Origin of the sequence: Dactylosporangium sp. CA-139114 (assembly GCF_050955725.1) — a bacterium.
In the GTDB taxonomy this organism is placed as follows: Bacteria; Actinomycetota; Actinomycetes; order Mycobacteriales; family Micromonosporaceae; genus Dactylosporangium.
In genome coordinates, this window is the sequence record NZ_CP192080.1 from 2,762,278 (window position 1) to 2,786,908 (window position 24,631).

A 24,631-nucleotide genomic window follows, 5' to 3' on the forward strand; every position below is an offset into this window, starting at 1 on the left:
ATCAACGCATGTCTGAGGCCGCATTACGCCCCTGGAACTGGGAAGACCCGCAGGAGCTGGCCACCACGGTCGACTCGTTCACCGAGGACCTGGCGGGTGTCGAGAAGCTCGCGCCGCAGCTGTCCGCCGAGGTGCTCGACCGCTCGCACTTCGACGAGCTCGGCCTGACCGGCATCGAGTTCGCGGCGTTCAAGACGAGCCACCCGCGGGCGCTGGGCACGGACCTCGTCCCGCTCACCGCCGCCGACGGCACGCGGACCGAGCCCGGCCAGGTGTACCGCGTGGACGACACCGCGTACTTCACGCAGATGGACATCACCGCCCGGCTGCCGGTCGCCGACGACACCGTGGACTGGGCCTACGCCGAGCACCTCATCGAGCACGTGACCCTGCGGGCCGGCATCGCCTGGCTGACCGAGGTCAAGCGGATCCTGCGCCCCGGCGGCCTGCTGCGCGTCACCACGCCGGATCTCAAGGTCTACGCGGAGAGCTACGTCAACAACGACGGCTTCTTCGGCAAGCACCGCCGGCGCATGAACCGCGCCCTGACCGGGGTCGCGCCGGCGATGCCCGCGCGCGGGGCGTTCATGTTCAACCAGCTGTTCTACGTGTACGGCCACCGCTGGCTCTACGACCTCGAGGAGCTCACGTACGCGCTCACCGCGGCGGGCTTCGCCGAGGACGGGATCGCGGTGCGCGCCTACCGCGAGGGTGCCGTCCCGGACGTGGCCGACCTCGACCAGGTGCTGCGCAACGACGAGACGATCTACGTGGAGGCTACGGCGTGACCTTCGCCGCCGAGTCCTCGGCGCCGCGCGCCCGCCGCTTCTCCAGCCGGCTCGCGACCTGCCCGGCCACGACCACGACCACGATCGCGCAGACGACGCCCTGCCACGGCTGCGCGAAGACGTTGCGGCTGAGCAGGCCGATCGCGCTGTAGGTGGCCGACCACAGCACGCAGGCGGCGATGTTGGACACGACGAAGGTACGCCACGACAGCCCGACGATCGCCGCTGTGAGCAGCACCGGGATCCGTCCGCCGGGCACCAGCCGGGACACCAGCAGCGCGCTCACCGGCCGCCGCTGGAGCCGGTCCCGCACGGTCTCGGCGAGCCGCCACGGCTGGCGCAGCAGCCGCAGCCGCCGCGTGAGCGCCTCGCCGCCGGCCCGGCAGATGGCGAAGGTGACGGCGTCGCCCACGTAGGCCCCGAGCCCGCCCGCCGCGATCACCGCGGGCACGGCCAGGGGACTGTAGTGGGCGGCGAGCACCGCGGTGGCGCTGACCGCGGCGCCGGTCGGCAGCACGGGCAGGATCGAGCCGGCCGCCACGATGCCGAACATGATCGCCACCGCGGCGATGAGCCCCCCGAACGTGATCACGAAACGGTCAGGCTCTCGCCGGGCGCGAGCACGCGCACGCCGGTCTGCGGGGCCGTCTCGCGGGTGTGGGCGGCGAACTCGTCGCCCGGCCGGTGGAAGCGGTCCGGCCGCACCCGGCCGCAGCCGATCGGCCACAGCGTGCCCCAGTGGATCGGCACCGCCTGGCCGGGCTCCACCAGGCGCATCGCCTCTGCCGCCCGGGCCGGGTCGAGGTGCCCGGGCCCGAGGGTCCAGCCCCAGCCCCAGACCGGTACCAGCGCCAGGTCCACCGGACCGATCTCCTTCATCTCGTCGAAGAGCCCGGTGTCCCCGCCGAACCAGGCCGAGCGGTCCCCGGTGACGACATAGCCCAGGGCCACGGCCCGGATGCGCGACTTCGGGGTCCGCCCGCCGTCGTGCGAGGCCGGCACCGCCCGCACCGTCACGTCGCCGACCCTGGTCTCCTGCCCGGCCCGCAGCTCGACGAAGTCCCGCTCGCCGAGCCGCGAGCGCAGGAACGCCGCCGCCCCGTGCGGCACGATGAGCCGGGTGGCGGCCGGCAGCGACCGCAGCGACGGCAGGTCGCAGTGGTCGGCGTGCAGGTGGGACACGACGACCGCGTCGGGGGCCCGGTCCAGGCTCGGCCGCGGCCCCCGGCGGCGGTGCAGGTGCGCCAGCCGGTCGCGCAGCACCGGATCGGTCAGGATCGTGACCCCGCGCTCTCGGATGGCCACGGTCGCGTGTCCCCACCAGGTGACGTCCATCCAGCCATTATGTGCTCGGACTAGACGGCCTCGCTGACGGCGGGCTCAGGCGCGGGCCGCGGGGCCGGCCGGGCCGGGCGGCCCGTGCGCACCACGAGCAGCACCAGCACCGCGGCGGCCAGGCCGGTGAACCCGGCCACGGCGACCACGTGGTTCACCGCGTCGGTGGGCGCGTGGTGCCCCGCGAGCCGGTGGGCGAAGATCGAGCCGAACACGGCCACGCCGAGGGCGAACCCGAGCTGGCGGAACGTGTTGACGGCGCCGCCGGCCATGCCGCTGCGCTCGGGCGGGACGGCGGCGAGGGCGGCCGAGGCCATCGTCGGCAGCACCGCGGCGACGCCGAGCCCGACGACGACGAGGCCCGGGATGAGCGCGGTCGCCGGGGACGCGGGCGTGAGCCGGGCCTGCAGCAGGGCGCCCGCGCCGATGAGCAGCAGGCCGGCGCCGATCGACCAGCGCGGGGACACCCGCTGCAGGAACCGGCCGCCGAACGCCCCCACGAGGAACGAGGCGGCGCTCATCGGCAGGGCACCGAGCAGCCCCGCGTCGACCGGGCCCTTGCCCATGAACTGCTGCAGCCAGACCGTCGTGAACGGCAGGGAGGCGAAGGCGGAGGCCTGGGCCAGGACCGACGCCGCCATGAGGGCGCTGAAGGACGGCTTGGCGAACAGGCGCAGGTCCAGCATCGGGTGCTCGGTGCGCCGCTCGACGACGACGAACGCGGCCAGGGCCACGGCGGCGACGGCGAGGGCGGCCAGGGTGCTCGGCGCGGTCCAGCCGGCGTCCCCGCCCCGGATCAGGGCGAACGTGACGGCGGTGGCGCTGAGCGTGAAGGTGACGATGCCGGCCACGTCGAGCCGGTTGCCGGTGCCGGAGCGGCCGTGGGACTCGGTGACGCCGCGCAGGGTGAACCAGACGGCCAGGAGGCTCACCGGCAGGTTGACGATGAAGATCCAGCGCCAGCCGAGGTGCTCGGTGAGCAGGCCGCCGGCGATCGGGCCGGCCGCGGCGGCGGCGCCGTTGACCGCGCCCCAGACCCCGAAGGCCACGCCGCGGTCGCGGCCGGTGTAGGCGACGCTGAGGATCGCGACGGTGGTGGCGAGCATCGCGGCCCCGCCGAGGCCCTGCAGGAACCGGGCGGCGACGAGCAGGCCGGCGTTCGGGGCGACCGCGCACAGCAGCGAGGCGGCCGCGAAGACGACGGTGCCGCCGAGGTACACGCGGCGGCGCCCGTGCCGGTCGGCCAGCGACCCGGAGGCGAGCAGCACGGCGGCGAGCGCGAGGGCGTACCCGTCGAGGACCCACTGCAGTCCGCCGATCGTGACCCCCAGGTCGCGGGAGACGGCGGGCAGCGCGACCGTCACGATCGTGACGTCGACGAGCAGCATGAACGTGCCGATGGAGACGGCGACGAGGGCAGACCATTTGGGCATGCCGTCGAATGTGCGGCCCGCGCCGGTTCCTGGGGAGTTTTCCGGCCCGAGGTGGCGGATTCCGACGTCGTTTATCGTGGTCTGGTGGAAGTCGACACCCTCGACCGCCAGATCGTCGACGCGCTGCGGCTGGACGGGCGCGTCTCCTTCAGCGCCCTCGCCGAGGTCCTGGGCGTCGCCGACCAGACGGTGGCGCGGCGGTACCGCCGGATGCGCGACGGCGGCCTGCGGGTCGCGGCCCTGCCCGACGGGGTGCGCCTCGGCTACGACATGTGGATGATCCGCCTGCAGACCACGCCGGACAGCGCGGGGACGATCGCCGAGGCCCTGGCCCGCCGCCCCGACACCACCTGGGTGACGCTGGGCTCGGGCGGCACCGAGGTCACGTGCGTCGTGCAGAACCCGGGCACCGCCGACCGCGAGGCCCTGCTGCTGCAGAAGCTGCCGCGCACCCCGCGGATCGTCTCGGTGCGCGCGCACTGCCTCATGCACCACTTCGCCGGCGGCCCGGTCGGCGGCGAGGCCCGCGACACGCACCTGACCGCCGAGCAGATCGCCCGGCTGCGCCCGCCGGTGCCGCCGCCGGGCACCGCCGCGGTGCTCACCGACGCCGACCGGCCGCTGCTGGCCGCGCTCAACCGCGACGGGCGCCTCGGCTACCCGGCGCTGGCGGCGGCGCTGGGCTGGTCGGAGTCGACGGTCCGGCGGCGCCTGGAGCACCTGCGCGCCACCGGGGCGGTCTTCTTCGACGTGGAGATGGACCCGGCGCTGCTCGGGTACCCGGCGCGGTTCCTGCTGTGGCTGACGGTCGCGCCGGCGCACCTGGCCGCGGTGGGGCAGGAGCTGGCGCGGCACGAGGAGGTCGTGTTCGTCGCGGCGACGACGGGGGAGACGAACCTCATGGCGACCGTGATCTGCCGGGACATGGCGCAGCTGTACACGTACGTCACCCGCCGGATCGGGCCGTTGCGCGGGGTGGAGCGGCTCGAGTCGGTGCCCGCCCTGCGCCACGTGAAGCAGGTCGCCGCGGTGGTGTGAGCCGAGCACCTCGCCGGCCTGCATGAGCGCGCGCAGCCGCGGCGGCGGGGCCAGGCGGCGGCCGACCAGGCCCGTGCCCGCGCCGTCGAGGTCCGTGCCGGCCGCCGCTACCACGACCAGCTCGTCGACCTGCGGCACCAGCAGCACGGCCAGCGCGTCCGGCGTGTCGGCCAGCAGCGCGGCGGCCCCGTGCACGGCCATGTCGTGCACGGCCTGCGCGTCGCCCGCGGTCAGCAGGCCGGTACCGGTGTCGGCGAGGATCTGCTCGCGCACCATCGTCTTGCGCAGGGCCGCCAGGGTGCGGTCCAGCCGCCGCAGCAGCCGCGCGTGGACCCGCAGCGACCACGCCTGCCACACGAGCACCGCGCCGTTGAGCGCCAGCGCCGCGACCGGGACCGCCCAGCCGTGCCGGCCGGGCCGGTCGCCCCAGGCCGCGAGCAGCACCGCGTCGATCGCGCCGACGGCCGGCAACGACACCCGGGTGACGAGCCGGCCGGTGCGATCCACGCTTCGCTCATCGGCACATCGCCGCACCCTGCTCACGTTTTCGTGCCGCCTGCCGATGGAAGACCGTGGGGGAGGCAGCGGTACTCGTGCGGCGACTGATGGTCGCGATCGTCGCCTGCACGCTCGCCACCGCCTCGTGGGCCGCGCTCTACGCCGCCGGCCTGCCCTTGCCCAAGCAGATCGTGTGGTTCGCCGGCCCGTTCGGCCTCGCGATGTCCGCGTGGATGGTCTGGCTGGCCGGGGAGGTGCCCGGGATCGCGGCGAGCGCGCGGCGGTTCTGGCACCGGTTGGCGCTCGCGACCGGGCTGGTCACCGTCGGTACCGCCATCATGACCCCGGGCCGCCTCAGCCCCGAGTCGCCGTATGCGCTGCGGCTCATCCAGATCGCCGCGCCGGTGCTCGTGGCGAGCATCCTCATCGTGCTGTACGCGCTGCTGCGGCTCCCCGTGCGCCCCCGCACCCGGGCCGAGTGGGCCCGCCTCGGCCTCGACGGGCTCACGGTGCTCATCACCACGGCCCTGTTCCTGTGGCACCTCGCGCTGCGCCCGATCGCGGAGCACAACGGCCACCTCGGCGTCCTGATCGGTCTCTTCCTCGTGGGCGCCACCTGTCTGGTCACGCTCGTGGCGGTGCTCAAGGTCGTCATGCTCGGCAGCGGTACCGTCAGCCGCCGCTCCATGGCCCTGCTCGCCACGACGCTGGTCGCCGGCGGCCTCAGCGCCGGGGTGTCGCCGCTCATCGCCACCCACCCGCGCCTGGCCGGGCTCCAGCCGATGCTCACCCTCCTCGAGTGCCTGCTCGTCGCGGCCGCGGCCCGGGCCCAGTGGCGCCCCGCGGCCGCCCAGCGCACCGCGTACGGCGAGCGCACGTACAGCAAGCTGCCCTACTACGCCGTCGGCGCGACGCTGATCCTGCTCGCGTTCGTGGCGTACACCGACCACCGCGACATCGCCGCCGTGGCCACCGGCGCCATCGCGGTCAGCGCGGTCGTCGGCGCCCGCCAGCTCGTGGCCCTGCGCGACAACCAGCGCCTGCTCGCCGAGCTCGGCGCGCACGAGCGCCGGCTGCGCCACCAGGCCACCCACGACGCCCTCACCGGCCTGGTCAACCGCAACCACTTCACCGAGCTGCTCGGCGCCGCGCTGCGGCGCCCGGCCCCGACCGCGGTCCTGCTCATCGACCTCGACGACTTCAAGCTCATCAACGACACCCTCGGGCACGCGGTCGGCGACGAGGTGCTCGTGACCGTGGCCGAGCGCCTGCGCGGGGCGGTGCGCGCCGAGGACGTCGTGGCGCGCCTCGGCGGCGACGAGTTCGCGGCGATGCTCTACGAGGTGCCCGGCGAGCACGCCATCGGCGTCGCCGAGCGCATTCGCGACGTGCTCACCACCTCGGTCTGCGCGGCCGGGCACGAGCTGCTGGTGCGGGCCAGCGTGGGCGTCGCCGCCTCGTCGGCCGCGCCCGGCGGGGAGCCGGCGCTCGGCGGGGAGCCGGCGCCCGCCGAGGATGTCGACGCGCTGCTGCGCAACGCCGACCTGGCCATGTACGCGGCGAAGGAGCGGGGCAAGGGCGGGCACTTCGTGTACGTGCCGGGCATGACGACCCGCATCGTCGCCCACGCCGAGATCGGGGCGCGGCTGCGCGACGCGATCGATGCCGGGCAGCTCCATCTGCAGTACCAGCCGATCGTGCGCCTCGACGACGGCCGCACGGCCGGCACGGAGGCCCTGGTGCGCTGGCGCCACCCCGAGCTCGGCGTCATCCCGCCCGGCGACTTCATCCCCGCCGCCGAGCAGACCGGGCTCGTGGTGCCCCTGGGCCGCTTCGTCATGCGCGAGGCGTGCGCCCAGCAGGCGCGCTGGCTGCGCGAGCTCGGCGCGTCCGCCCCCGGCTACGTCTCCGTGAACGTCGCCGGCCGCCAGCTCACCGACCCCGACTTCGTGACCGACGTGCTCTGCGCCCTCGACGACGCCGGGCTCGACCCGCGCCACCTCACCGTCGAGGTGACCGAGACCGCGGTGGTGGACGAGGCCGCGATCGCCGCGCTGCAGCAACTGCGCGACCGCCGCATCCGCGTCGCCCTGGACGACTTCGGTACCGCCGCCTCCTCGCTCGGCCTCCTGCTCACCTGCCCGGTGACCGCGCTCAAGCTCGACCGCTCCTTCGTGGACGAGATCACGACCGTGGCCCGGCAGGAGGCCGTGGCGACGGCGGTGATCCGCATGGCACAGGCCCTCGACCTGGACACCGTGGCGGAGGGCATCGAGACGGAGGCGCAGGCGCGGATGCTGCGCCGCCTCGGCTACACGTTCGGCCAGGGCTACCTGTACTCCCGCCCGCTGGCCCCCGAGGACCTGGCCGAGCGGGCCGCGCTCGCCCCGCCCGCGTTCGCGGGCCTCGCGGCGCACCACGCCACCTGAGTACTCGGCCGCCGACTCGGTCCTTCGGCCGCCGCGTCCGGCCATTCGTATTCTTGTCGACGTCAATGTCCGAGTGAACGATCGCCATACATGGAACGCATCACGGTGACCTTCGAGGGCGAGGGCGCCGCCACCGGCGAACTGACATGGGGCCAGCAGCAGGTCTTCCAGGCCATGCGGGAGATGAACAGCTCCATGAGCATGGGCGGCGTGGTCCCCGTCCACGACGGCCGCACGGTCGCGGACTTCGTGGAGGAGCTGCGCTTCTTCATGACCCGCTACCCGTCGATGCGGACCCTGCTGCGCTTCACCCCGGACGGCCGCACCACCCAGGAGACCTTCGCCTCGGGCGAGGCGTACCTGGAGGTGCACACCGCCGAGGACTCCGCGGCGTCCACCGTCACGGCCCCGGCCGTGTCCTCGTCGTCCTCGTCCCTGGTCCCGGTGGCCTCGGTCGCGCTGCCGGCCGCCGCGGAGTCCCTGGCCGCCGAGGTGTTCGCGGCGTGGAAGTCGCGCCCGTTCGACTACGCCACCGAGTGGCCGATCCGCATGGCCGTGGTCCGCTCGGGCCCCGGCGGCCCGGTCACCCACGTCCTGGTCGAGGTCACCCACATCGCGACGGACGTGACGGGCCTGGCCACGATGATCCGCGAGCTGTCCCAGCGCGACGCGCTCGGCCCGCGGCCGGTGCCGGGACCGCTGGACATCGCCGCCCAGCAGCGCTGCGCGACCCGCCAGACCGACAACGCCATGCGCCACTGGGAGGCGCAGCTGCGGACGATCAACCCCCAGCGCTTCCCGGTCGGCTACCGCGACCCGGCCGCCCCCCGCTTCCGCCAGGTGGTCTGGGCCTCGCGGGCACTGCACGCGGCCAGTGAGCGGCTGGCCGCCCGGCTGGCCATCGACACCGCCCCGGTCCTGCTCGCCGCGTACGCGGTGGCCTTCACCCGCGTCGTCGGCGGCGCCCCGTTCGCGACCCAGGTCATCGTCGGCAACCGCTTCCGCCCCGGCCTGGCCGAGGTGGTCTCCCCGCTGTCGCAGAACGGCCTGGTGGTGCTGGACCCGCGGGCGATCACGGCCGCCGAGGCGGTCCTGCGGGCCCGCCAGGCGTCGATGAGCGCGTCGAAGTACGCCTACTACGACCCGCAGGCCCGCCAGGCCCTGCTGGAGCGGGTGGCCAAGGACCGCGGCGAACCGATCGACCTGCAGGTCTTCTACAACGAGCGCCGCCTGGCGCTGCGCCCGCCGACGACGAGCGCGGACGACGAGACCATCCGGGCGCTGCGGCGCGAGACGTCGCTGATCCGCGAGACCGAGCTGCCGTACTTCAACGAGAAGCTGATGGTGAACATCGACGACGTCCCCGACACGATCCAGATCACCACGGAGGTGGACACGGCCTACCTGACCGTCCCGCGGCTGCACCGCCTGCTGGCGGAGATGGAAAGCTTCGCCGTGGAAGCCGCCCTGAACCCGCAAGCCCCGGCCATCCTGTAGCCCTTCCGGCATCCCGGCAGACGCCCCACCGCAGCGCAGCCGGCCCGGGCCCGCGACTTCGCGCACCCGGCACCGTCCTGCAGGCCGCCGCCCGGTTGACGGCCCGTCCCGGCTCGTTCGCGAGTCCTGTCGTGGTTCGCCGCTTGGCCGTGCCGGTCTCCTGGTGAAATGGCACTCCGCAGCGTCTCTTCGGCCGTCGCCGGGTTGACGATCGGTCCTGGTTCGTTCGCGCGCTCCGTCGTGGCCCGCCGCTGTGCGGGCCCGATCCAATGGCGAAACCCGCCCATCCGCCCGCCCGTCCGCCGGTCCGATCGTTCGCCGGTCCGATCGTTCGTCCGCCGGTCCGCCGGTCCGCCGGTCCGATCGTTCGTCCGCCCGTGCGCCGGTCCGCCCGTCCGATCGTTCGTCCGCCCGCCGCCCGTCCGCCGGTCCGCCCGTCCGCCGGTCCGATCGTTCGTCCGCCCGCCGCCCGTCCGCCGGTCCGCTGGTCCGCCCGTCCGTCCGCCGGTCCCCCGTCCATCCGCCGGTCCGATCGTTCGCCGGTCCGTCGGCTGCCGCGTCGCTTCACGAACCACCGGACCGCGGGCTCCTGATTCGCGGCGCTGGCGCGTTTGGTCCGTCGGGTCCGTCGGGTCCGTCGGGTCCGTCGGGGTCCCGGCCGGTGACGCCGCGCGTTACGGCTCGCCGGCCCGCAGGTCTCCGCAGGCCTCTCTGACCGGCATCTCGTGATCGTTGCCGGTCGGCGCGAGCGGTCCGGACGCCGAAGCCGGCCCGTCCGCCTCTCGTCGTGTCGTCGACACAGCCGGGTCCGCGCGGGGATCGGCACTCGCCTCCACGGCCATCTCGGCGCTCACCGCCAGCTCGCCGAACCGGGTCGGCCCCGCGATCGGTTCAGGACAGGGAAACCGGCCCGCCGGAGGTGCCGGTTGCCGTGCGCGCGCAGGTCGACGAAGAGCCGCCCGTCGGTGGGCGCACTCCACCGACCGGTCCTGCGCCGGCCGCCCCTTCACTACCACCGCGCGCCCGTCGGCCGGGCGCAGGACGTGCACCACGGCCGGGTTCCCGATCGTGCGTAGCGTCGTTTCCGGTCGTGCGTAGCGTCCCGGTGACGTCACTGCCGAGCCAGGCGCCGACGTCGGCGTGCGGGATCATGTCAATGGCAGCCATGCGAGCACCTCCCGGATCTTGTCGTCCCAGAAGGCCCAGTCGTGAGCGCCGGGGGAGAACTCGGTCTTCAGCGGGATGCCGTGCTCGGCGCAGGCGTCGCGGAACCGTAGGTTCGAGGAGTACAGCGCGTCCTCCGTGCCGCACGCGACGAACAAGGGCGGCGGGTTCTCGACGGTGCCGAGCAGGTGCAGCAGGTCGTTGTCGGTGCCCTCGATGTCGGGCGGAGTGCCGTAGATGCGTTCCCACATCCGCGGGTCTTCGGGCCGGTCCAGCCCGTCCGGTTCGCGCGCCCGGGTGGCGAGGTCGAGGGCGCCGGAGAGGCTGGCCGCGGCGCCGAATCGGTCGGGGTGGCGCAGTGCGAGCTTGAACGCGCCGTACCCGCCCATGGAAAGCCCCGCCACGAACGTCCTCGCGGGATCGTCGGTGAGGCGGAACAGGCGGCGGGCGGTGCGCGGCAGCTCCTCGGAGATGAACGTCCAATATGGACGGCCCCAGACCTCGTCGGTGTAGAAGCTGCGTTCGACCTGCGGCATGACGATGGCGATCTGCCGCTCGGCGGCGTAGCGCTCGAGGGAGGTGAACCGCGTCCAGGCGGTGTCGTCGTCGCTGAGGCCGTGCAGGAGATAGAGCGTCGGGAACTCGGCGTGGCTGGTCGCCTGTTCGGGCAGGAGGACGGTCATGGAGGTGCCGACCCCGAGCGCGTCGGAGGAGAAGTCGCATCGGATGCGGGCCATCGTCATGCTCCCATCGTAGCTTATTTTGGTGGTAGCTGTCTGCCCCGGCGGCGGTCGGTGAGGCGGCGCGCCTTCACCCGTGAGCCGCAGTCGGTCATCGAGCACCATCGCCGCGTATGGTTGCGGCTGCGGTCGAGGAACAGCCAGCCGCAGCCGCCCTCGTCCAGCGGGCAGATGCGCAGGTCCTCGACGTTTTCCGTGGTCAGCACGTCCATGGCGATCGCGGCGAGACGGTCCTGCACGGCGAACGCGACCACGTCGCCGATCCGCAGGCGCGCGGCCGTCGGGGCGTCGAACGACAGCGTGACGCCTGCCCGGGCCACCGCGGCCGAGTAGCGCGTGCCGAGCTGTTCGAGCGCCGACTGGTACGGCAGTCGTGCCTTCAGGAGCTCGTCCCGCCGCACCAGCAGTACCGTATAAAGGGCCTCCCGGATCGCCAGAGCCGCCGCCAGGGCCTGCTCGCCCTGCCACGCGAGCCGGATCTCGGGCGCCTCCTCCGGCTCCACGACGCCGGCGCGCAGGGCCCATCGCAGCAGCTCCTCGGGCGTACCGAGGTGCTCCTTCTCCGGCTCGGCGCCCGGCACCCGCGGCTCGACCGTGTTCACCAGGTCGAGTGCGGTGTGCCCGCCGACGAGGCGGACGCCGGGCTTGTCCGTCGTCTCCATGTGTGCGATGCTACCACCGTACCGGCGTTAACTGGAATCACCTCGGAACGGGAGAGCGCTGATGCTCGAACACCGGCGCGCGAACCTCGCACTGGCCGCACTGGCCGTCTCGACCTTCACCTTCGTCACCACGGAGATCCTGCCCGTCGGGCTGCTGACCCTCATGGCCGACGATCTGCACCGTTCGAGGTCAGAGGTCGGGCTGCTGATGACGGGCTACGCGGCCGTGGTCGTGCTCATGTCGTTCCCGCTCGCGCGACTCACGCAACGCGTCCCGAAACGGCTCCTGCTCGGCACCACGCTCGGCGTGTTCTCCGCCGCGACCCTGGTCACGGCGATCGCGCCCGGCTACGAGGTGCTGCTCGCCGCGCGGCTCGTCGTCGGGCTCAGCCAGGCCCTGTTCTGGTCCATCGTCGCCTCGACCGCCACGAGTCTCTTCCCGCCGTCGCAACGCGGCCGCACCGTGGCCCGCATGTCCATCGGCGCCGCCCTGGCCCCGGTGCTCGGCGTGCCGCTCGGCACCTGGCTCGGGCAACAGGCGGGGTGGCGCGTCGCGTTCCTCGTCATGGCGGTCGTCGGAGTCGCGACCTGTGCCGTGGTGGTGGCACTCGTACCGTCCGCCGCGCCCGAGGCCGATTCGGCCTCGCGGGGCGCGCATCCCTCGCGCCGGCGCTATGTGCTGCTGGTGCTGTGCACCGCCATCGTGGTGACCGGCGCGCTGACCGCACAGACGTACGTGACGCCGTTCCTGCTCGACGTCACCGGATTCGCCGCCGCGACCCTCGGCCCCCTGCTGCTGGTGACGGGCTCCGCCGGATTCCTGGGCACCTTGGTGGTGGGGCGATTCCTTGATCGGTACCCGTGGCTCGCGCTCGTCGTCCCGATGGCCCTCATCTGCCTGGCACTGGTCGTGCTCTACGCGCTCGGCACGATGAAGGCGGCCGCGATCGTGGCGCTGGCGCTCAACGGCTTCGCGTACAGTGCGATGGCCGCGGCCGTGCAGAACCGCATCCTCCTGGTCGCCCCCGGCAGCACCGACCTCGCCTCGGCCGGCGGCAGCTCGGCGTTCAACGTCGGCATCGCCACCGGCTCCTTCGTCGGCGGCGTGATCATCGACCACGCCGGCGTCCGCTCCGTCGCCCTGGCCGGCGCGCTCATCGCCGTCGTCGCCGTCGCACTCCTCCTCGCCGAACCCCACCTCACTCGCACCAGCCGCGACTCGCTCGAAACGCCGGCTGAACCACCGGCCGAGGGGGTGATGCTGGACTGGCAACGGGCGGCGGCCTGAGAGCCGGCCGGTCGCGGCGGGCCTCGGTCGGCGTGAAGCCCTGCCGCGCCCACGAGCGTGAGAGGTCGGCGTCTCGGCCGGAGCGGCCATCGCGGCGCGACCGAGCCTTGGGCCAGGACCATGCCGGCCAGGGGCGCGCCTCGGGGCCGCGGCCGTGCCAGGGTCACGCGTGGTCGCACCGGTCCACCTCGTCATCCGCGCCGCCAACCTCAGCTCCGACGGCTTCCCCACCGGCACCGGCTGGGCCCTGGGCGCCGGCGGCTGGACGACGATCGGGCAGCTCTCCGGGCAGCGCGAGAAGCTCACCGCGACCACCGACCGGGCCGGGCGGGTCTGATTCATCGGCGGGCGGCGGCAGAAGCCGGACAACGCACGCTCGACTCCGTCGACATCATGCTCAAGCGGAAGATGACCGGCGAGCACCTGAAGGTGGACGGGCCGCGCGCGGGGGCCGCGGCCATGAACCTCACGGGGATCGGCCTGTGCGTGCTCGGCGGGAACAAGGGCGCGAACGCCTGCGACTGGTGGTGCCAGGACGGCACGCAGACGGCGAAGCTGCCGAAGCCGGAGCTGCCGCGGGCCGGCCAGGCGGTCGCGGTCTCCGGCGGCGTCATCTGCACCGCCGGCGGCTACAACGGCTCGAAGAACCGCAACGGGACCTTCGACGTGCAGGCGTTCCGCTACACCAGCCCAGCACACAGTCGGTCTGCTCGGCGCCGCGCTGCCCGCCAGGTGACGCGGCGGCCGAGCCGACGCCCTCCTTGGCGGCGGTGTCCCCGTCCAGTCGCCCACCTGCGAAGCGTCCGAACTTGGCCCAGTGGGAACGGGCGCGAATTGGCGCTTCTTCGGTCCAAGGTGCCCTGGTTGAATCGCCGGTGTGACTGTCGTGGACATGTGGTTCGACCCGAAGTGCCCCTGGGCGTGGAACACCTCGCGCTGGCTGCTGGAGGTGGAGCGGGTCCGGCCCGTCGAGGCCCGCTTCCACGTGATGAGCCTCTGGCTGCTCAACGAGCACCGCGAGAACCTCGAGGACTGGTACCGCACCTGGCTGAGCGACACCCTCGGGCCGGTCCGCGTGCTGGTGGCCGCGCAGCAGCGCCACGGCACCCCGGTCTTGCGGGACCTGTACACCGAGCTCGGCACCCGCATCCACCACGGCAAGGAGCCGATCGGCGCGGGGCTGTACCGCGGCGCCCTGTCCGCCCTGGACCTCGACCCGGACCTGGCCGCCGCCGCGGACTCGGACGCGCACGACGAGGCCCTGCTGGCCAGCCACCGGGCGGGGCTCGACCCGGTCGGTGAGGACCTCGGCACCCCGGCGCTGCACATCGGGTCGTCGGCGTTCTTCGGCCCGGTGGTGACGCCGGTCCCGCGCGGCGAGGCGGCGGGCCGGCTCTTCGACGGCCTGCTGCTGATGGTCGAGACGCCGGGCTTCTACGAGCTCAAGCGCGGCAACCGCGTGTCGCCCACGGTCGACTGACCCGGGCGGGCCGCGTGTAGGGTCGCAACCGTGGAGCATGACGGGTTCGTGGTCCGGCCGGTCGGCCGCGTCGAGTCGTCCCTCACCGACCGCGCGGACGCGCCGCGGCAGGGCGACGAGGGCGCCCCGCAGGCGTGGCTCGTGTTCGACGAGCGGGTCGCCCCGGCCCTGGCCGACCTGCGCCCCGGCGACCGGGTGCTGCTGCTGACCTGGCTGCACCGCGCCGACCGGGACGTGCTGGCGGTGCACCCGCGCGGCGACCGCGCCCGCCCGCGCACCGGCGTGTTCAGCACCCGCGCCCCGGACCGGCCCAACCCGATCGGGCTGCACGGCGCCGAGATCCTCGCGGTCGAGGGCCTGCGCGTGCGGGTCTCGGGCCTGGAGGCGATCCACGGTACCCCGATCCTGGACCTGAAGCCGGTCCTCGGCGAGGCCGACGCCCGCTGAGGACCGCCGCGCCTCAGGCCTTGCGCACCTCGCCGGCGCAGGCCGAGGCCACGCCGGCCCACGCGGTGCCGAACCGGCCGGACGACGCCGACTCCAGGGACTGCTTCTCGCGCACGACGTCGCCCCAGAAGTCGAGCATCTTCGCCTCGCCGAACCGCTTCGCGAGGCAGGCGATGCCGAGCAGGGCGATGCCGTACCGCGCGTCGATCTCCACCCCACCGGCCTTGTCCGGCGGCGGGCCCATCGCGATCTGGCCGTCCCAGCCCTGCTTCACGAACTTGTGGATGGACGGCAGCCGGCTGCGCGTCGCCTCGCCGTCGCGGTCCGCGATGTACTCGGCGATGCCCTCCTGCAGCCACCACTGCTCGGCCGTGGGGTAGTTGTCGCCGATGGTCACCACGTGCCCGAACTCGTGGGTCAGCACGATCTGCAGGTAGGGCCGGCCCAGGTCGTCGACCGGGATCACGACACCCTGGGCGCCCATCGAGTAGCCGTCGTAGTAGGGGCCGAGGTCGGTGTTGTCGAACCAGGTCTTCCACTCGCTCGGCGAGGCGACGTAGACGATGTACCACTTCGGCGCCGGGCCCCAGTGCGCGTAGCGGTCCGCGACCTCGGCCGCGGCGTCGGCGGCGCTGAGCACCTGCTGGAGCTTGTTCGCGGTGCCGCCCGAGCCGGCCACGATCACCCGGTGCCCGGTGACCGCCTTCAGGTCGGAGGCGTCCCAGGGGTCGGTCGCCTGGGCGTACCTGGTGACCGTGGCCTCGCTGCCCGAGATCGTCCACGAGGTCTGCACGAACTGGCGGGACTCGGGCTTGCAGCCCTCGCCGAGGCAGTAGTCGTACTGGACGATGACGTCCCAGCTGCCGCTGCCGTCGGCGCTCTGGCTCGGCTTGTCGATCAGGTTCGGCGTCCAGGCCCGCACCCCCAGCGACCGCAGCGACCCGAACCGGCGCCGGTAGCCGTCCTTGAGCCCGGCCGCCACGCCCTCCAGGTAGCCGTCCTGGTCCCCGGCGAGCAGCGCCTTCGCCTGCTTGTCGAGCGCGGTGCGGATCTTGTCGGCCACGGTTGGTTCGCCGGTACCGGTGGTCGCCGCGACCGGCCCCGCCGAGGCCGACGCGCTCGCCGGAGCCGCCGACCGGGCGGCGGCGGCCTGGCCGCTCGGGCCCTGCGCGGCGACCCACACGATGAGCGCCAGCACCAGCACGGACACCACGACCAGGCCCGAGATCAGCGGCCAGCGCCGGCGGCGCGGCGGCGGGGGAGCCGCGGGGTAGGCGGGCGGCTGCCAGTGCATCGGCGGCGGGGCCGACACGGGCGGGGCCGACACGGGCGGGAGGTACATCTCCGGGCCTCGTTGCTGCGGGACCATGGTCACCGGTTCGGTGACGGCGGCCGGCTCCGTGTTCTCCCCGTCGTGCACCCAGGCACCGTACTGGATGCGCGCTTCCTCGGGAATCCGCGAAGCGGTCACGCTCGAAGTCGGCTACCGGACGGCGACGGCCTGGGTCGCCGCTTCGCTGAGCGGCTGCAATAGGATGCCGCGATGCCTTTGCGGTTCGCGGTGGACCTCGGCACGTCCAACACCGTCGCGGTGGTCGACCGCGGTGACGGCACGCCCCGGCCGCTGCTGTTCGACGGCAGCCCGCTGCTGCCCTCGGCCGTCTTCGCCGACTCCTCGGGGGCGCTGCTGGTCGGCCGCGACGCCGAACGGCACCTCATGACCGACGCCGCGCGCTTCGAGCCGAACCCGAAGGGCCGCGTCGACGAGGGCGTGATCCTGCTCGGCGACCGCGAGCTGCCCGTCGCCGAACTGCTCGCCGCGGTGCTGCGCCGGGCCGCGACCGAGGCCGCGCAGACGGGGGTGCCGGTGACCGGCTCCACGGCGCTGACCTGCCCCGTCGACTGGGGCAACACGCGCCGGTCGGTGCTGCTCGACGCGGCCGCCCGCGCCGGCCTCGGGCGCGTCACGCTGCTGGACGAGCCGGTGTCGGCGGCGACGTACTGCGTACGCGCCCTCGGCGGCCGCCTCGCGCCCGGGCGCTGCGCGGTGGTGTTCGACTTCGGCGGCGGCACGCTCGACGTGACCGTCATCCAGGCCACGGGCGCGACGCCGGCGCTGCGGGTGCTGGCGACGGGCGGGCTGGCCGACCTGGGCGGTACCGACATCGATGACGCCCTGGTCGGACACGTCGGGCACCTCGTCGCCGCGGCCGACCCGCAGCTGTGGCACCGCCTGGCCGCGCCGCGCACACCGGCCGAGCTGCGCGACCGCCGCACGTTCTGGTCCGAGGTCCGCCAGGCCAAGGAGATGCTGTCACGCGCCGCGTCGGCCCCGATCCACGTGCCCGGCAGCGACCGCGCGACCCACCTCACGCGCGAGGAGCTCGATCGCGTCGCGGGCCCGCTGGTCGACCGCGCCGTCGACGAGACCCGCCGGGTCCTGGAGCGCTCCGGCGTCACGCCCGCCCTGCTGGACGCGATCGTGCTGGTGGGCGGCTCGAGCCGGCTGCCGCTGGTGGCGAGCCGGCTGCACGCGCGGTTCGGGCTGGCTCCGGTCGTACCCGAGCAGCCCGAGCTGCCCGTGGCGTTCGGCGCGCTGCTGCTGGCCAACGGCACCGACCGGCAGCCTTTCCCGGCACCGGCTGCGGCGGATCCGGCCCCGCCGCAGCCGGTGCCGCCGCAGCCGGCCCCGCCGCAGCCGGTGCCGCCGCAGCCGGTGCCGCCGCAGCCGGTGTCGCCGGATCGCACGTCGACCGGTACCGTCCACGGCGCCGGCCTGGCGACGTCCGCGGCCTACCCGCTCCCGCCGGCCGAGCGTGGCGCCGTCGAGGTGGACGGCGCCGTCGCTGTGGACGGTGTCGTCGGTCGAGGCGATGGTGGCGGTGCCGCCCTCCAGGACGGTGATGACGCCGGACTTGAGGCCCTTGGTGGAGGTGTCGGAGCCGGATGCGGTACCGCTGCCGGCGTTGACGTGCAGCGTGCCGCCGGTCATGACGAGGTCGGTGGCGGCGGAGGCGCCGTCGCCGCCGGTGGTGAGCGCGACGGTGCCGCCGCGCAGGGCGATGTAGCCGGCGTCGCCCTTCTCGGTGTTGTCGGCTTTGAGTCCGTCGCCGCCGGCCGTGACGGTGATCGCGCCGCCGGTGACGACGAGGGCGTCCTTGCCGCGGATGCCGTCGTCGGCGGCGGTGACGGTGATCGTGCCGCCGGCGATCGTGAGGTCGTCCTTGCCGGTGATGCCGTCGTTGCCGTTGCCGTGCACGACGAGCGCGCCGGTGCCGCCGATGGTGAGGTCGGCCGCGCTGTACAGGGCGGCGTTGACGTCGGCGTTCTGCGCGTAGGTCTTGGCGTCGGACAGGGTGTTGGTGCTGCCGTCGGCGAGGATGACGGCGACGTTCCCGGCGGCGGTGACGGCGATCGCCGCGCCGGTGGAGCTGGTGATGGTGGCGTTGTCGAGGACGATCTTGACGTCGGCGTCGCCGGCGGCGACCACGACCTGCCCGTCGGTCAGGGTGCCGGTGAGCCGGTAGGTGCCGGCCTTGGTGATATTGACCGTCTTGTCCGCGACGGTGGACAGGTCGATGGTGGTGGCGTCGGCGGCGCTCCAGCTGGTGTCAGCGGCGTCCGCGGTCGAGTTTGCGGCGAGGACGTCGGTGGCCTTCTGGCCGGCGTCGGCGGTGGCGGCCGCGGCGGCGGTGCTGCCGGACTGGACGGTGCTCGTGGGGCTGCTGCCGCTGCTGCAGCCGGTGAGGACGGCACCGGCGAGGACGGCGGAGGTGACGGCGGCGAGGACGCGGGCGCGGAAGGTCTTCATCGGGACTCCTGGGTCGGGAAGTGGCGGCGCAGCACGCGGCACCAGCGGTTCGTGGGCAGGTCGGGGCGCAGGGCCGCGAGCCCGGTGGCGTACTTGGACATCGCGCAGGGCCGGTGGCCCAGCCGCCACAGCAGCCGGTCGGCATCACTGGCGGCGGATGCGGTCTTGGTCTCGACGACGGCCGAGCCGGGCAGCGAGAGCGCCGAGCCGTCCGGCAGGGCCCAGCGCAGACCGGTGTCGACGGTGACCCGGCTGCCGGATCGGGGCAGGTAGAGGGTGGTGCGCTGGTACCAGGTGGTCAGGGCCGGTCGGAGGTCCGGGGCACACGGGGCCAGGGCGGCGCCGAGCAGCGTGACGTCGATGTACAGGCGTGCCGTCGGATCGAGCTCGGCCGGGTCGCCGGTGTAGGGCATGCGGTGCTTGACGGTGGCGCCGCGCGGGCCGCGGGTCTTGATCTCGACGAACCGGTCGCCGCTGTCGAGGTAGGTGCGCACGCGGACCTTCCCGCGGCGTCGCCGCCGGTGGGCGGCGGCCAGGTACGCGTCCAGGCCGGGCGTGTCGAAGTAGTCGGAGCGGTAGGTGAACTGCCGCCGGTCGCCGATCTGCAGGGCCCGGACGCCGGTCGGCAGCTCGCCCAACAGGAGCGGCACGAGCTCGGTGGGCAGCAGGTACTTGCGGTCCACCCGCGTCAGCAGCGCGGCGCCGGCCTGCAGTTCGTCCAGCGAGATCGGTGGCAGGTCGTCCAGCCGCATGAGGGCCGCCGTCATGCCGCACCGACGCGGTCGGCCCGCGCGGCTCCCACCGTGGCCGGCAGGACGTAGCGCAGTTCCACCAGGGTGGTGTCGTTGACGGTGTCGACGTGGCGGACGGTCAGGTTGAGCACGCGGGCGCCGAGGCGGCCCTCAAGGTGTGCGCGCAGCGCCGTCTCGTCGGTGAACGCCCGGTCCAGCAGCATGGTCTGCTGGCGGTGCCGGCCGAACAGCGCCGGATGGTCCCCGCCGAAGAGCGCGGCGACGATGAGGGCCATCAGCCCGCCGCTCAACGGGCCGAGCGTGTCGCTGAGGCCGGCGAGCAGGCCGAGGGCGAGGGCGGCGAAGTAGTACGCGATCTCGTGCTGGGCGATCTCGCTGGAGCGCAACCGGATGATGGACAGCACCCCGAACAGGCCGAGGCCGAGCCCGGCGCCGACCGGGGCCGAGGCCAGGACCATCGTGGTGGCCAGGACGCCGACGTTGATGCCGAGGAACGCGGCCACCAGGTCGCGGCGGTGATGGCGGGGGAAGTAGACCCCGAACGTCAGCACGGCGATCGCGACCACGTCGACCCCGATGATCAGCAGCTTGTCCACGGCTTCGCCCTTCATGTTGCGTTCAAGTCCGTCCATCTAGCCGGTCCCGGCTGTGTGCCACCTGTGCGCGGGCTGCACTGCGCTGGTGAATGTCAGCGGACGCCCGGCTCGGCCAGGACGGCCGGGCGGCGCGGTCGCGGCGCGGGAGCGGCGAAGACGAAGCGCCGCTGGATGCGGTAGCTCGCAACGAACAGCGCCACGTCGGTCGTCAGCTTGGCCGCCGGCAGCGGCAGCCCGACGGCGGTCAGCCCGGCCAGCGTCGCGTAGTTGGCCAGCGCGAGGGCGACGACGAGCAGCCAGTACCGCACCGCCGCACCGGCCACGTCCGGGCGCCCGCCGCCGCGGGAGGCGGGGTACACCGCACGGCGGTTCACCGCGAAGTTGACGGTGGCGCTCACCGCCCGGGCGGCCAGCACCGAGGGCAGCAGCGCACCGGTCGCCGCGTGCAGGCCCAGCAGCAGCGCCGTATCGAGCGCGGCGGCGAGCAGCGAGGAGACGGCGAAGCGCAGCAGCGGGGCGTACACCCTTAGGGAGTCGGCCACGGGCCGGAAGTGCGACGACGCGTTGCCCTCGAGGTACACGGTGGCGATCGGGACCTGCTCGATCGGGTGGCCGGCGCGTGCCGCCAGGAGCAGGGCCCGCATCTCGTATTCGAACCGTTCGCCCGGCACCGTCTGCAGCCAGCCCAGCAGCCCGGGCGGGTAGCCGCGCAGCCCGGTCTGGGTGTCCGCGACCCGCCGGCCGGTCAGGGCGGTGTACACGGTCCGGGTGACGGCGTTGCCGATACGGCTGCGGGCCGGGACGGGCCCGGTGAACCGGCGCACGCCGAGGACGGTGCGCCCGGTGCGCCGGACCGCGTCGGCGACGGCGAGGATGTCGCGCGGGCGGTGCTGCCCGTCGGCGTCCGCGCAGACCACCACCGGCGCGGCGCGGGCGGCGGCATGGCGGAAACCGGTCTTCAGCGCCGCCCCCTTGCCCCGGTTGGCCGGGTGGGTGAGCACCGTGGCGCCCAGTTGCCGGGCGGCGGCGAAGACGGCCCGGTAGGCCGGACCGCTGCCGTCGTCGACCACGACGACGTCGGCATCAACGGCGTCGCGGCGCAGATCCTCCAGCAGGCGGGTGAGGCGGTCGTCGGGCTCGTAGGCGGGGATGAGGATCAGCACGGCTCAGCGCTCGACGTAGAGGATGTCGGAGGTGCCGCGCTCGTTGCCCTTGCCCAGCGGGTTGTTCACCAGGCGGCCGTTGAAGACCATGGTGGACGATCCGCCGCCGTCGAGGTTGTACGCGGTCTTCGCGCCCAGCTGCTGCATCAGCTGGGCGAGGCCGGTCATGGTCAGCCCGGCGCTGTAGCCGGGGCTGCGCCCGTCGACCACGACGAAGACGAGGTGGTTGGTGTCGACCACGCCGACCGCGGTGCGGGGCTGGGCGCCCTGAATGGAGTGGTTGCCGACGTTGGTGTCGACCTCGACGCTGTCGATGCCGGCGACGAGCTGGCCGTCCTGCAGCAGCGCGGGCCCGAAGGAGAGGGTGTTCCACACGCCGCCGGCGAGCAGCTGCTTAGCGGTGGTGGCCGTCTCGTCGTACACCTTGACCGTGCCGTCGCGGTAGAAGGCCAGGCCCTGGCGGGCGCCGGTGTCGCGGTAGACGACACCGTTGCGGATGACGATGCCGGTGTCGCGGAAGCCGTAGTAGTCCCCGTTGATCGCGAACACGGCGTTGTTGTCGGCGGCGATCGCCGAGGTGTTCTCGACGATGTTGGTCCCGAACTCGTTGTTCGCGAACGCCGAGCGGAGCCGGGTGGCGTCGCCGAGCTGGACGTCGGCGACGTAGTAGGTGACCGTGGCCGTGCCGCTGCCGGTCGTGTGTTCCGACACCGTCACGGTGGCGTCGGCGGAGGTGTAGGAGCTGTTGTTGACGGTACCGTCGCCGGGGCTGTCGGCGCCGCCGGAGGACTGGGCGGCCTCGTAGGCGGCGGCGTCGGCGATCTGGACGTGGTCGACGACGTAGCGGTCCAGCGCCCACGCCGTCCCGCCCCCGGCGGTGAGCACGAGCGCGGTGACGGCGCCGACGACGATGCGGGCGATCCGGCCCTTCGGCAGTCTCAGACGTTGCATGCTTCGTGGATACGGGCCGACCGTGGCAGTCCGGTGTGCCCAGCCTGTGAGCCGGCCGCAAGCCACCCCGGTGTCGCGGCACCGCCTCGTTCGGGCGGCGGTTCGCGGGTCACACGCCGGGCCGCCTCACCGGGCTGCTCGCCTCCGACCTGTTGTTGCTGCAGCCGTCCTCGGCGGTGCGGCGCAGATGTCGACCTGCATCGCAAGCCCTGGCGGCCCCGGGCGCCTAAGAACACGCTAAGAGCTTCGCCGCAGTACGGCTAAGAACCCGCGATGCCAGGCCCACGGCAGCTCGTTGCCAGCGTTTCCCCAGGTTGGCGGTCGACCTTGGGGATCACGAACGCGCGGGCAGCGGGCCTGTGCCGGGGTGACAGGAGTACCAGACGTGTCGATGAAGTCGATGAAGCAGATCCGGCGGATCGGCCTGGCGGCGGCGGGCCTGACCGCGGCCGGGTTCATGGTTTTCGGCGCGGCCACGCTGGCCAGCGCGGAGACGGCCGCCCCGTCGCCGAGCGCCTCCACCGGCGCCCCGACCGGCGGCGGCAAGGGCGGCGGTTCGAACGACACCGCGGTGACCGGCGACGAGCTGGCGAAGGTGACGGCGGCCATGAAGGCCAAGGACTCCAGCGTGAGCGTGACGAGTGTGCGTAAGGACCCGGACGGCTCCTATGACGTGCTGGGTACGAAGGACGGCGCGAAGGTGTTCTACGACGTCAGCGCCGACCTGAAGACGTTCACGCTCAACTCCGGCGGCCACGGCGGCGGCAAGGGCGGCCACGGCGGCGGCGGTGGCTCGAACGACACCGCGGTGACCGGCGACGAGCTGGCGAAGGTGACGGCGGCCATGAAGGCCAAGGACTCCAGCGTGAGCGTGACGAGTGTGCGTAAGGACCCGGACGGCTCCTATGACGTGCTGGGTACGAAGGACGGCGCGGAGGTGTTCTACGACGTCAGCGCCGACCTGAAGACCTTCACCCTCAACGCCGGCGGCCGGTAGGCCCGGGGTCGTGACGGCTGCCGGCCCCAGCCGTCACGACCGCCCCGCGAGTACCGCCGCGGGGCCGCCCGTCGTCGCCTTGCTCCACGGCGCCGGGGCTGTTCGAGGCCGGGTGCTGGTGGCCGACCGGGCGGCGGTGCGGGCGCCCGCGGTGCCGCGGCACCGCGGGCGGGCCGGGCACGCGCTCGTCACCACCGGGCTCGTGCGTCTCCTCGACGCCCGGGAGCGCGCCAGCACGAGCAGCCCGGCCAGCTCGGCCGCGTTCAGCTCTGGTAATCGGAGACCATCGCGACCGCGGCCGCCCAGTCGGACTGCTGCGCCACCAGCTGTACGACGACGTCCTGGGCGAGAAGGTACCCGGCCCCGAGCGTCACCGCGGTCCCGGCGGTGGCGAGCTTCGAGCGGCCGGCCACCAGGCCCGCGTAGAGCATCGGCCGGCAGGACCAGCAGGATCGGCAGGTCGAGCACGACCGCCAGCTGCATCGCATCGGCGTGGGCGGCCGCGGCGGCCACCTGCTCCTCGGCCGAGTCGGCCGGACCGATCGGGGTGGCGACAGCTCCGGCAGCCTTTCCGAGGCGTCGAGCGCCTCGCAGCTGGTGCAGATGCTGCAGAGCCACGGCGTCGACCTCAGCAAGCTCAAGTCCGTCCTCAACAGCGGCGGCGCTCAACCCTGCGGGTGAGGGGAGCGGGTGAGACCGATTTCGGTCGGGGGTCGCGGACGGCGGCGGCTGCGCAGAATCGGAGCATGACCAATGACCTGGTGCGATTCATCGAGGCGCGGCTCGCTGAGGACGAGTCGCTCGCCAGCATCGTCTCGGCGGGCGCGTACGCCGCGCAGGTGTGGCGGGTCAAGCCGGACCAGCCCGGCGGCTGGCGCGAGATCCAGGCGTTCGACGGCGCCGGTGTCGGCCCGTTTCTGGCGCCGGACGCGGGCGGCGAGCTGGTCGCGGTCGTTCCGGGCGAACGCGACCAGCACATCCACATCACCCGGCACGACCCCGCGCGGGTGGTTCGCGAGGTGGCGGCGAAGCGGCGGCGGCTCGAGCGGCACAAGCCGGTCTACCCCAGCGGACAGGTGGAGTTCGGCCAGCACCGTGAGACGTACCGGCGCGAGGACGGCAAGACGATCGAGGTCCTCGTCCAGGACGACGAGCCGCGCGCGCCGAACTGGTGCCGGACCTGCGCCGAGCCGTCGCCGTGCCGGGAGCTGCGCAACGACGCGTCGGTCTGGTCCGACCATCCCGACTACCCCGAGTGGGCCGTCTGAGCCCGCGGTGCCGCTGCCCGGTCGATCGCCGCTTCCACCGCGCCCACCCGGTCCGCGAGCAGCCCGACCGCGCCGACCGCGCGGCTCATCGGATCGTCCTCGGCGCCGCCGAGTGCGCGCGCCCGCAGGGACGCGGCCTTGACCTCGGCCCACCGCTCGGCCTGTGCGGGTGTCAGCCGGCCGCGCAGCTCGGCGAGCTTGAGCAGGTTCGCCTCGGCGCCCGCCGTGAGCGTCTGGGCCTCGCCGGCGTAGTGGTCGTCGATGGCGGCCTCCAGCTCGGCGTCGTTCATGACT

At 73.8% G+C, this 24,631-nt stretch carries 22 protein-coding genes and 2 pseudogenes; 11 read left to right on the plus strand and 13 right to left on the minus strand.

Annotated features, from left to right (window positions below; all coding sequences use genetic code 11):
- Window positions 1-8 precede the first annotated feature (8 nt).
- Window positions 9-788, plus strand: a complete 780-nt coding sequence (locus ACQP2P_RS12475; protein ID WP_433615719.1) for a class I SAM-dependent methyltransferase — start codon at window positions 9-11, stop codon at window positions 786-788.
- Here the strand turns inward: ACQP2P_RS12475 and ACQP2P_RS12480 are convergent.
- From ACQP2P_RS12480 to ACQP2P_RS12490, 3 genes are read right to left on the minus strand one after another with little or no spacing between them, the layout of a single operon-like run.
- Window positions 778-1,380 carry a DedA family protein gene (locus ACQP2P_RS12480; protein WP_433615721.1) on the minus strand — a complete coding sequence of 201 codons (603 nt, stop codon included), beginning with the start codon at window positions 1,378-1,380 and terminating at the stop codon, window positions 778-780. The genes ACQP2P_RS12475 and ACQP2P_RS12480 overlap by 11 nt on opposite strands.
- Entirely contained in the window at window positions 1,377-2,123 is a 747-nt protein-coding gene (locus ACQP2P_RS12485) for an MBL fold metallo-hydrolase (protein WP_433615723.1), read from the minus strand. Before ACQP2P_RS12485 ends, ACQP2P_RS12480 begins: the two co-directional genes overlap by 4 nt.
- 20 nt (window positions 2,124-2,143) lie before the next feature.
- The gene (locus ACQP2P_RS12490; protein WP_433615724.1) at window positions 2,144-3,556 is read right to left on the minus strand and encodes an MFS transporter; all 1,413 of its coding nucleotides are present in this window, start codon (window positions 3,554-3,556) and stop codon (window positions 2,144-2,146) included.
- Window positions 3,557-3,640: 84 nt separating this feature from the next.
- On the opposite strand from ACQP2P_RS12490, the gene ACQP2P_RS12495 reads away from it, so the two are divergent.
- The 3 genes from ACQP2P_RS12495 (at window position 3,641) to ACQP2P_RS12505 (ending at window position 9,018) form a co-directional block, all read left to right on the plus strand.
- Complete coding sequence (locus tag ACQP2P_RS12495; RefSeq protein ID WP_433615725.1) at window positions 3,641-4,594, plus strand: Lrp/AsnC family transcriptional regulator; 954 nt, start codon at window positions 3,641-3,643, stop codon at window positions 4,592-4,594.
- A gap of 593 nt (window positions 4,595-5,187) precedes the next feature.
- A complete protein-coding gene (locus ACQP2P_RS12500; RefSeq protein ID WP_433615727.1) occupies window positions 5,188-7,521 on the plus strand; it encodes a putative bifunctional diguanylate cyclase/phosphodiesterase in 2,334 nt (777 codons plus the stop codon).
- A 90-nt stretch (window positions 7,522-7,611) separates the two neighbouring features.
- Entirely contained in the window at window positions 7,612-9,018 is a 1,407-nt protein-coding gene (locus ACQP2P_RS12505) for a hypothetical protein (RefSeq protein ID WP_433615729.1), read from the plus strand.
- Between the two features lie 1,148 nt (window positions 9,019-10,166).
- Here ACQP2P_RS12505 and ACQP2P_RS12510 read toward each other — a convergent pair.
- Together ACQP2P_RS12510 and ACQP2P_RS12515 are read right to left on the minus strand one after the other, a co-directional pair.
- Entirely contained in the window at window positions 10,167-10,919 is a 753-nt protein-coding gene (locus ACQP2P_RS12510) for an alpha/beta hydrolase (protein WP_433619113.1), read from the minus strand.
- Window positions 10,920-10,939: 20 nt separating this feature from the next.
- Entirely contained in the window at window positions 10,940-11,584 is a 645-nt protein-coding gene (locus ACQP2P_RS12515) for a CGNR zinc finger domain-containing protein (RefSeq protein ID WP_433615730.1), read from the minus strand.
- 61 nt (window positions 11,585-11,645) lie between these two features.
- On the opposite strand from ACQP2P_RS12515, the gene ACQP2P_RS12520 reads away from it, so the two are divergent.
- From ACQP2P_RS12520 to tsaA, 4 genes are all read left to right on the plus strand, one after another.
- Window positions 11,646-12,872, plus strand: a complete 1,227-nt coding sequence (locus tag ACQP2P_RS12520; protein ID WP_433615732.1) for an MFS transporter — start codon at window positions 11,646-11,648, stop codon at window positions 12,870-12,872.
- Between the two features lie 169 nt (window positions 12,873-13,041).
- The gene (locus tag ACQP2P_RS12525; protein ID WP_433615734.1) at window positions 13,042-13,209 is read left to right on the plus strand and encodes a hypothetical protein; all 168 of its coding nucleotides are present in this window, start codon (window positions 13,042-13,044) and stop codon (window positions 13,207-13,209) included.
- Between the two features lie 531 nt (window positions 13,210-13,740).
- Window positions 13,741-14,352, plus strand: a complete 612-nt coding sequence (locus ACQP2P_RS12530; protein WP_433619114.1) for a mycothiol-dependent nitroreductase Rv2466c family protein — start codon at window positions 13,741-13,743, stop codon at window positions 14,350-14,352.
- Window positions 14,353-14,382: 30 nt separating this feature from the next.
- On the plus strand, window positions 14,383-14,799 hold the full coding sequence (gene tsaA / locus ACQP2P_RS12535) for a tRNA (N6-threonylcarbamoyladenosine(37)-N6)-methyltransferase TrmO (protein WP_433615735.1): 417 nt from the start codon (window positions 14,383-14,385) through the stop codon (window positions 14,797-14,799).
- Between the two features lie 13 nt (window positions 14,800-14,812).
- Here tsaA and ACQP2P_RS12540 read toward each other — a convergent pair whose 3' ends face one another.
- Entirely contained in the window at window positions 14,813-16,219 is a 1,407-nt protein-coding gene (locus ACQP2P_RS12540; protein WP_433615736.1) for a hypothetical protein, read from the minus strand.
- A 123-nt stretch (window positions 16,220-16,342) separates the two neighbouring features.
- Here ACQP2P_RS12540 and ACQP2P_RS12545 point away from each other — a divergent pair.
- Window positions 16,343-17,347, plus strand: a pseudogene (locus ACQP2P_RS12545) (Hsp70 family protein); the annotation flags it as partial.
- Window positions 17,348-17,671: 324 nt separating this feature from the next.
- Here the strand turns inward: ACQP2P_RS12545 and ACQP2P_RS12550 are convergent.
- The 5 genes and pseudogenes from ACQP2P_RS12550 to ACQP2P_RS12570 all read right to left on the minus strand — a co-directional run.
- Window positions 17,672-18,610 (minus strand): annotated as a pseudogene (locus ACQP2P_RS12550) (carbohydrate-binding domain-containing protein); the annotation flags it as partial.
- Window positions 18,607-19,377 carry a polyphosphate polymerase domain-containing protein gene (locus ACQP2P_RS12555; RefSeq protein ID WP_433615738.1) on the minus strand — a complete coding sequence of 257 codons (771 nt, stop codon included), beginning with the start codon at window positions 19,375-19,377 and terminating at the stop codon, window positions 18,607-18,609. The pseudogene ACQP2P_RS12550 and the gene ACQP2P_RS12555, both read right to left, overlap by 4 nt.
- Entirely contained in the window at window positions 19,374-19,994 is a 621-nt protein-coding gene (locus ACQP2P_RS12560; RefSeq protein ID WP_433615739.1) for a DUF4956 domain-containing protein, read from the minus strand. Before ACQP2P_RS12560 ends, ACQP2P_RS12555 begins: the two co-directional genes overlap by 4 nt.
- 56 nt (window positions 19,995-20,050) lie before the next feature.
- Window positions 20,051-21,121: a glycosyltransferase gene (locus ACQP2P_RS12565; RefSeq protein WP_433615740.1), complete on the minus strand. Its 1,071-nt coding sequence runs from the start codon at window positions 21,119-21,121 to the stop codon at window positions 20,051-20,053.
- Window positions 21,122-21,124: 3 nt separating this feature from the next.
- Window positions 21,125-22,072 carry a phosphodiester glycosidase family protein gene (locus ACQP2P_RS12570; RefSeq protein WP_433615741.1) on the minus strand — a complete coding sequence of 316 codons (948 nt, stop codon included), beginning with the start codon at window positions 22,070-22,072 and terminating at the stop codon, window positions 21,125-21,127.
- A gap of 385 nt (window positions 22,073-22,457) precedes the next feature.
- Here ACQP2P_RS12570 and ACQP2P_RS12575 point away from each other — a divergent pair, with 385 nt between their 5' ends.
- The gene (locus ACQP2P_RS12575; RefSeq protein WP_433615743.1) at window positions 22,458-23,069 is read left to right on the plus strand and encodes a hypothetical protein; all 612 of its coding nucleotides are present in this window, start codon (window positions 22,458-22,460) and stop codon (window positions 23,067-23,069) included.
- A gap of 263 nt (window positions 23,070-23,332) precedes the next feature.
- Here the strand turns inward: ACQP2P_RS12575 and ACQP2P_RS12580 are convergent, their stop codons facing one another.
- Window positions 23,333-23,500, minus strand: a complete 168-nt coding sequence (locus ACQP2P_RS12580; protein WP_433615745.1) for a hypothetical protein — start codon at window positions 23,498-23,500, stop codon at window positions 23,333-23,335.
- 315 nt (window positions 23,501-23,815) lie between these two features.
- On the opposite strand from ACQP2P_RS12580, the gene ACQP2P_RS12585 reads away from it, so the two are divergent.
- Window positions 23,816-24,337 (plus strand): DUF6221 family protein, encoded by a 522-nt coding sequence (locus ACQP2P_RS12585; RefSeq protein WP_433615746.1) that lies wholly within the window; start codon window positions 23,816-23,818, stop codon window positions 24,335-24,337.
- Here ACQP2P_RS12585 and ACQP2P_RS12590 read toward each other — a convergent pair.
- Window positions 24,316-24,627, minus strand: coding sequence for a hypothetical protein (locus ACQP2P_RS12590; protein ID WP_433615747.1), 312 nt, complete (start codon window positions 24,625-24,627; stop codon window positions 24,316-24,318). The two genes, ACQP2P_RS12585 and ACQP2P_RS12590, sit on opposite strands and share 22 nt — an antisense overlap.
- Between the last annotated feature and the right edge of the window lie 4 nt (window positions 24,628-24,631).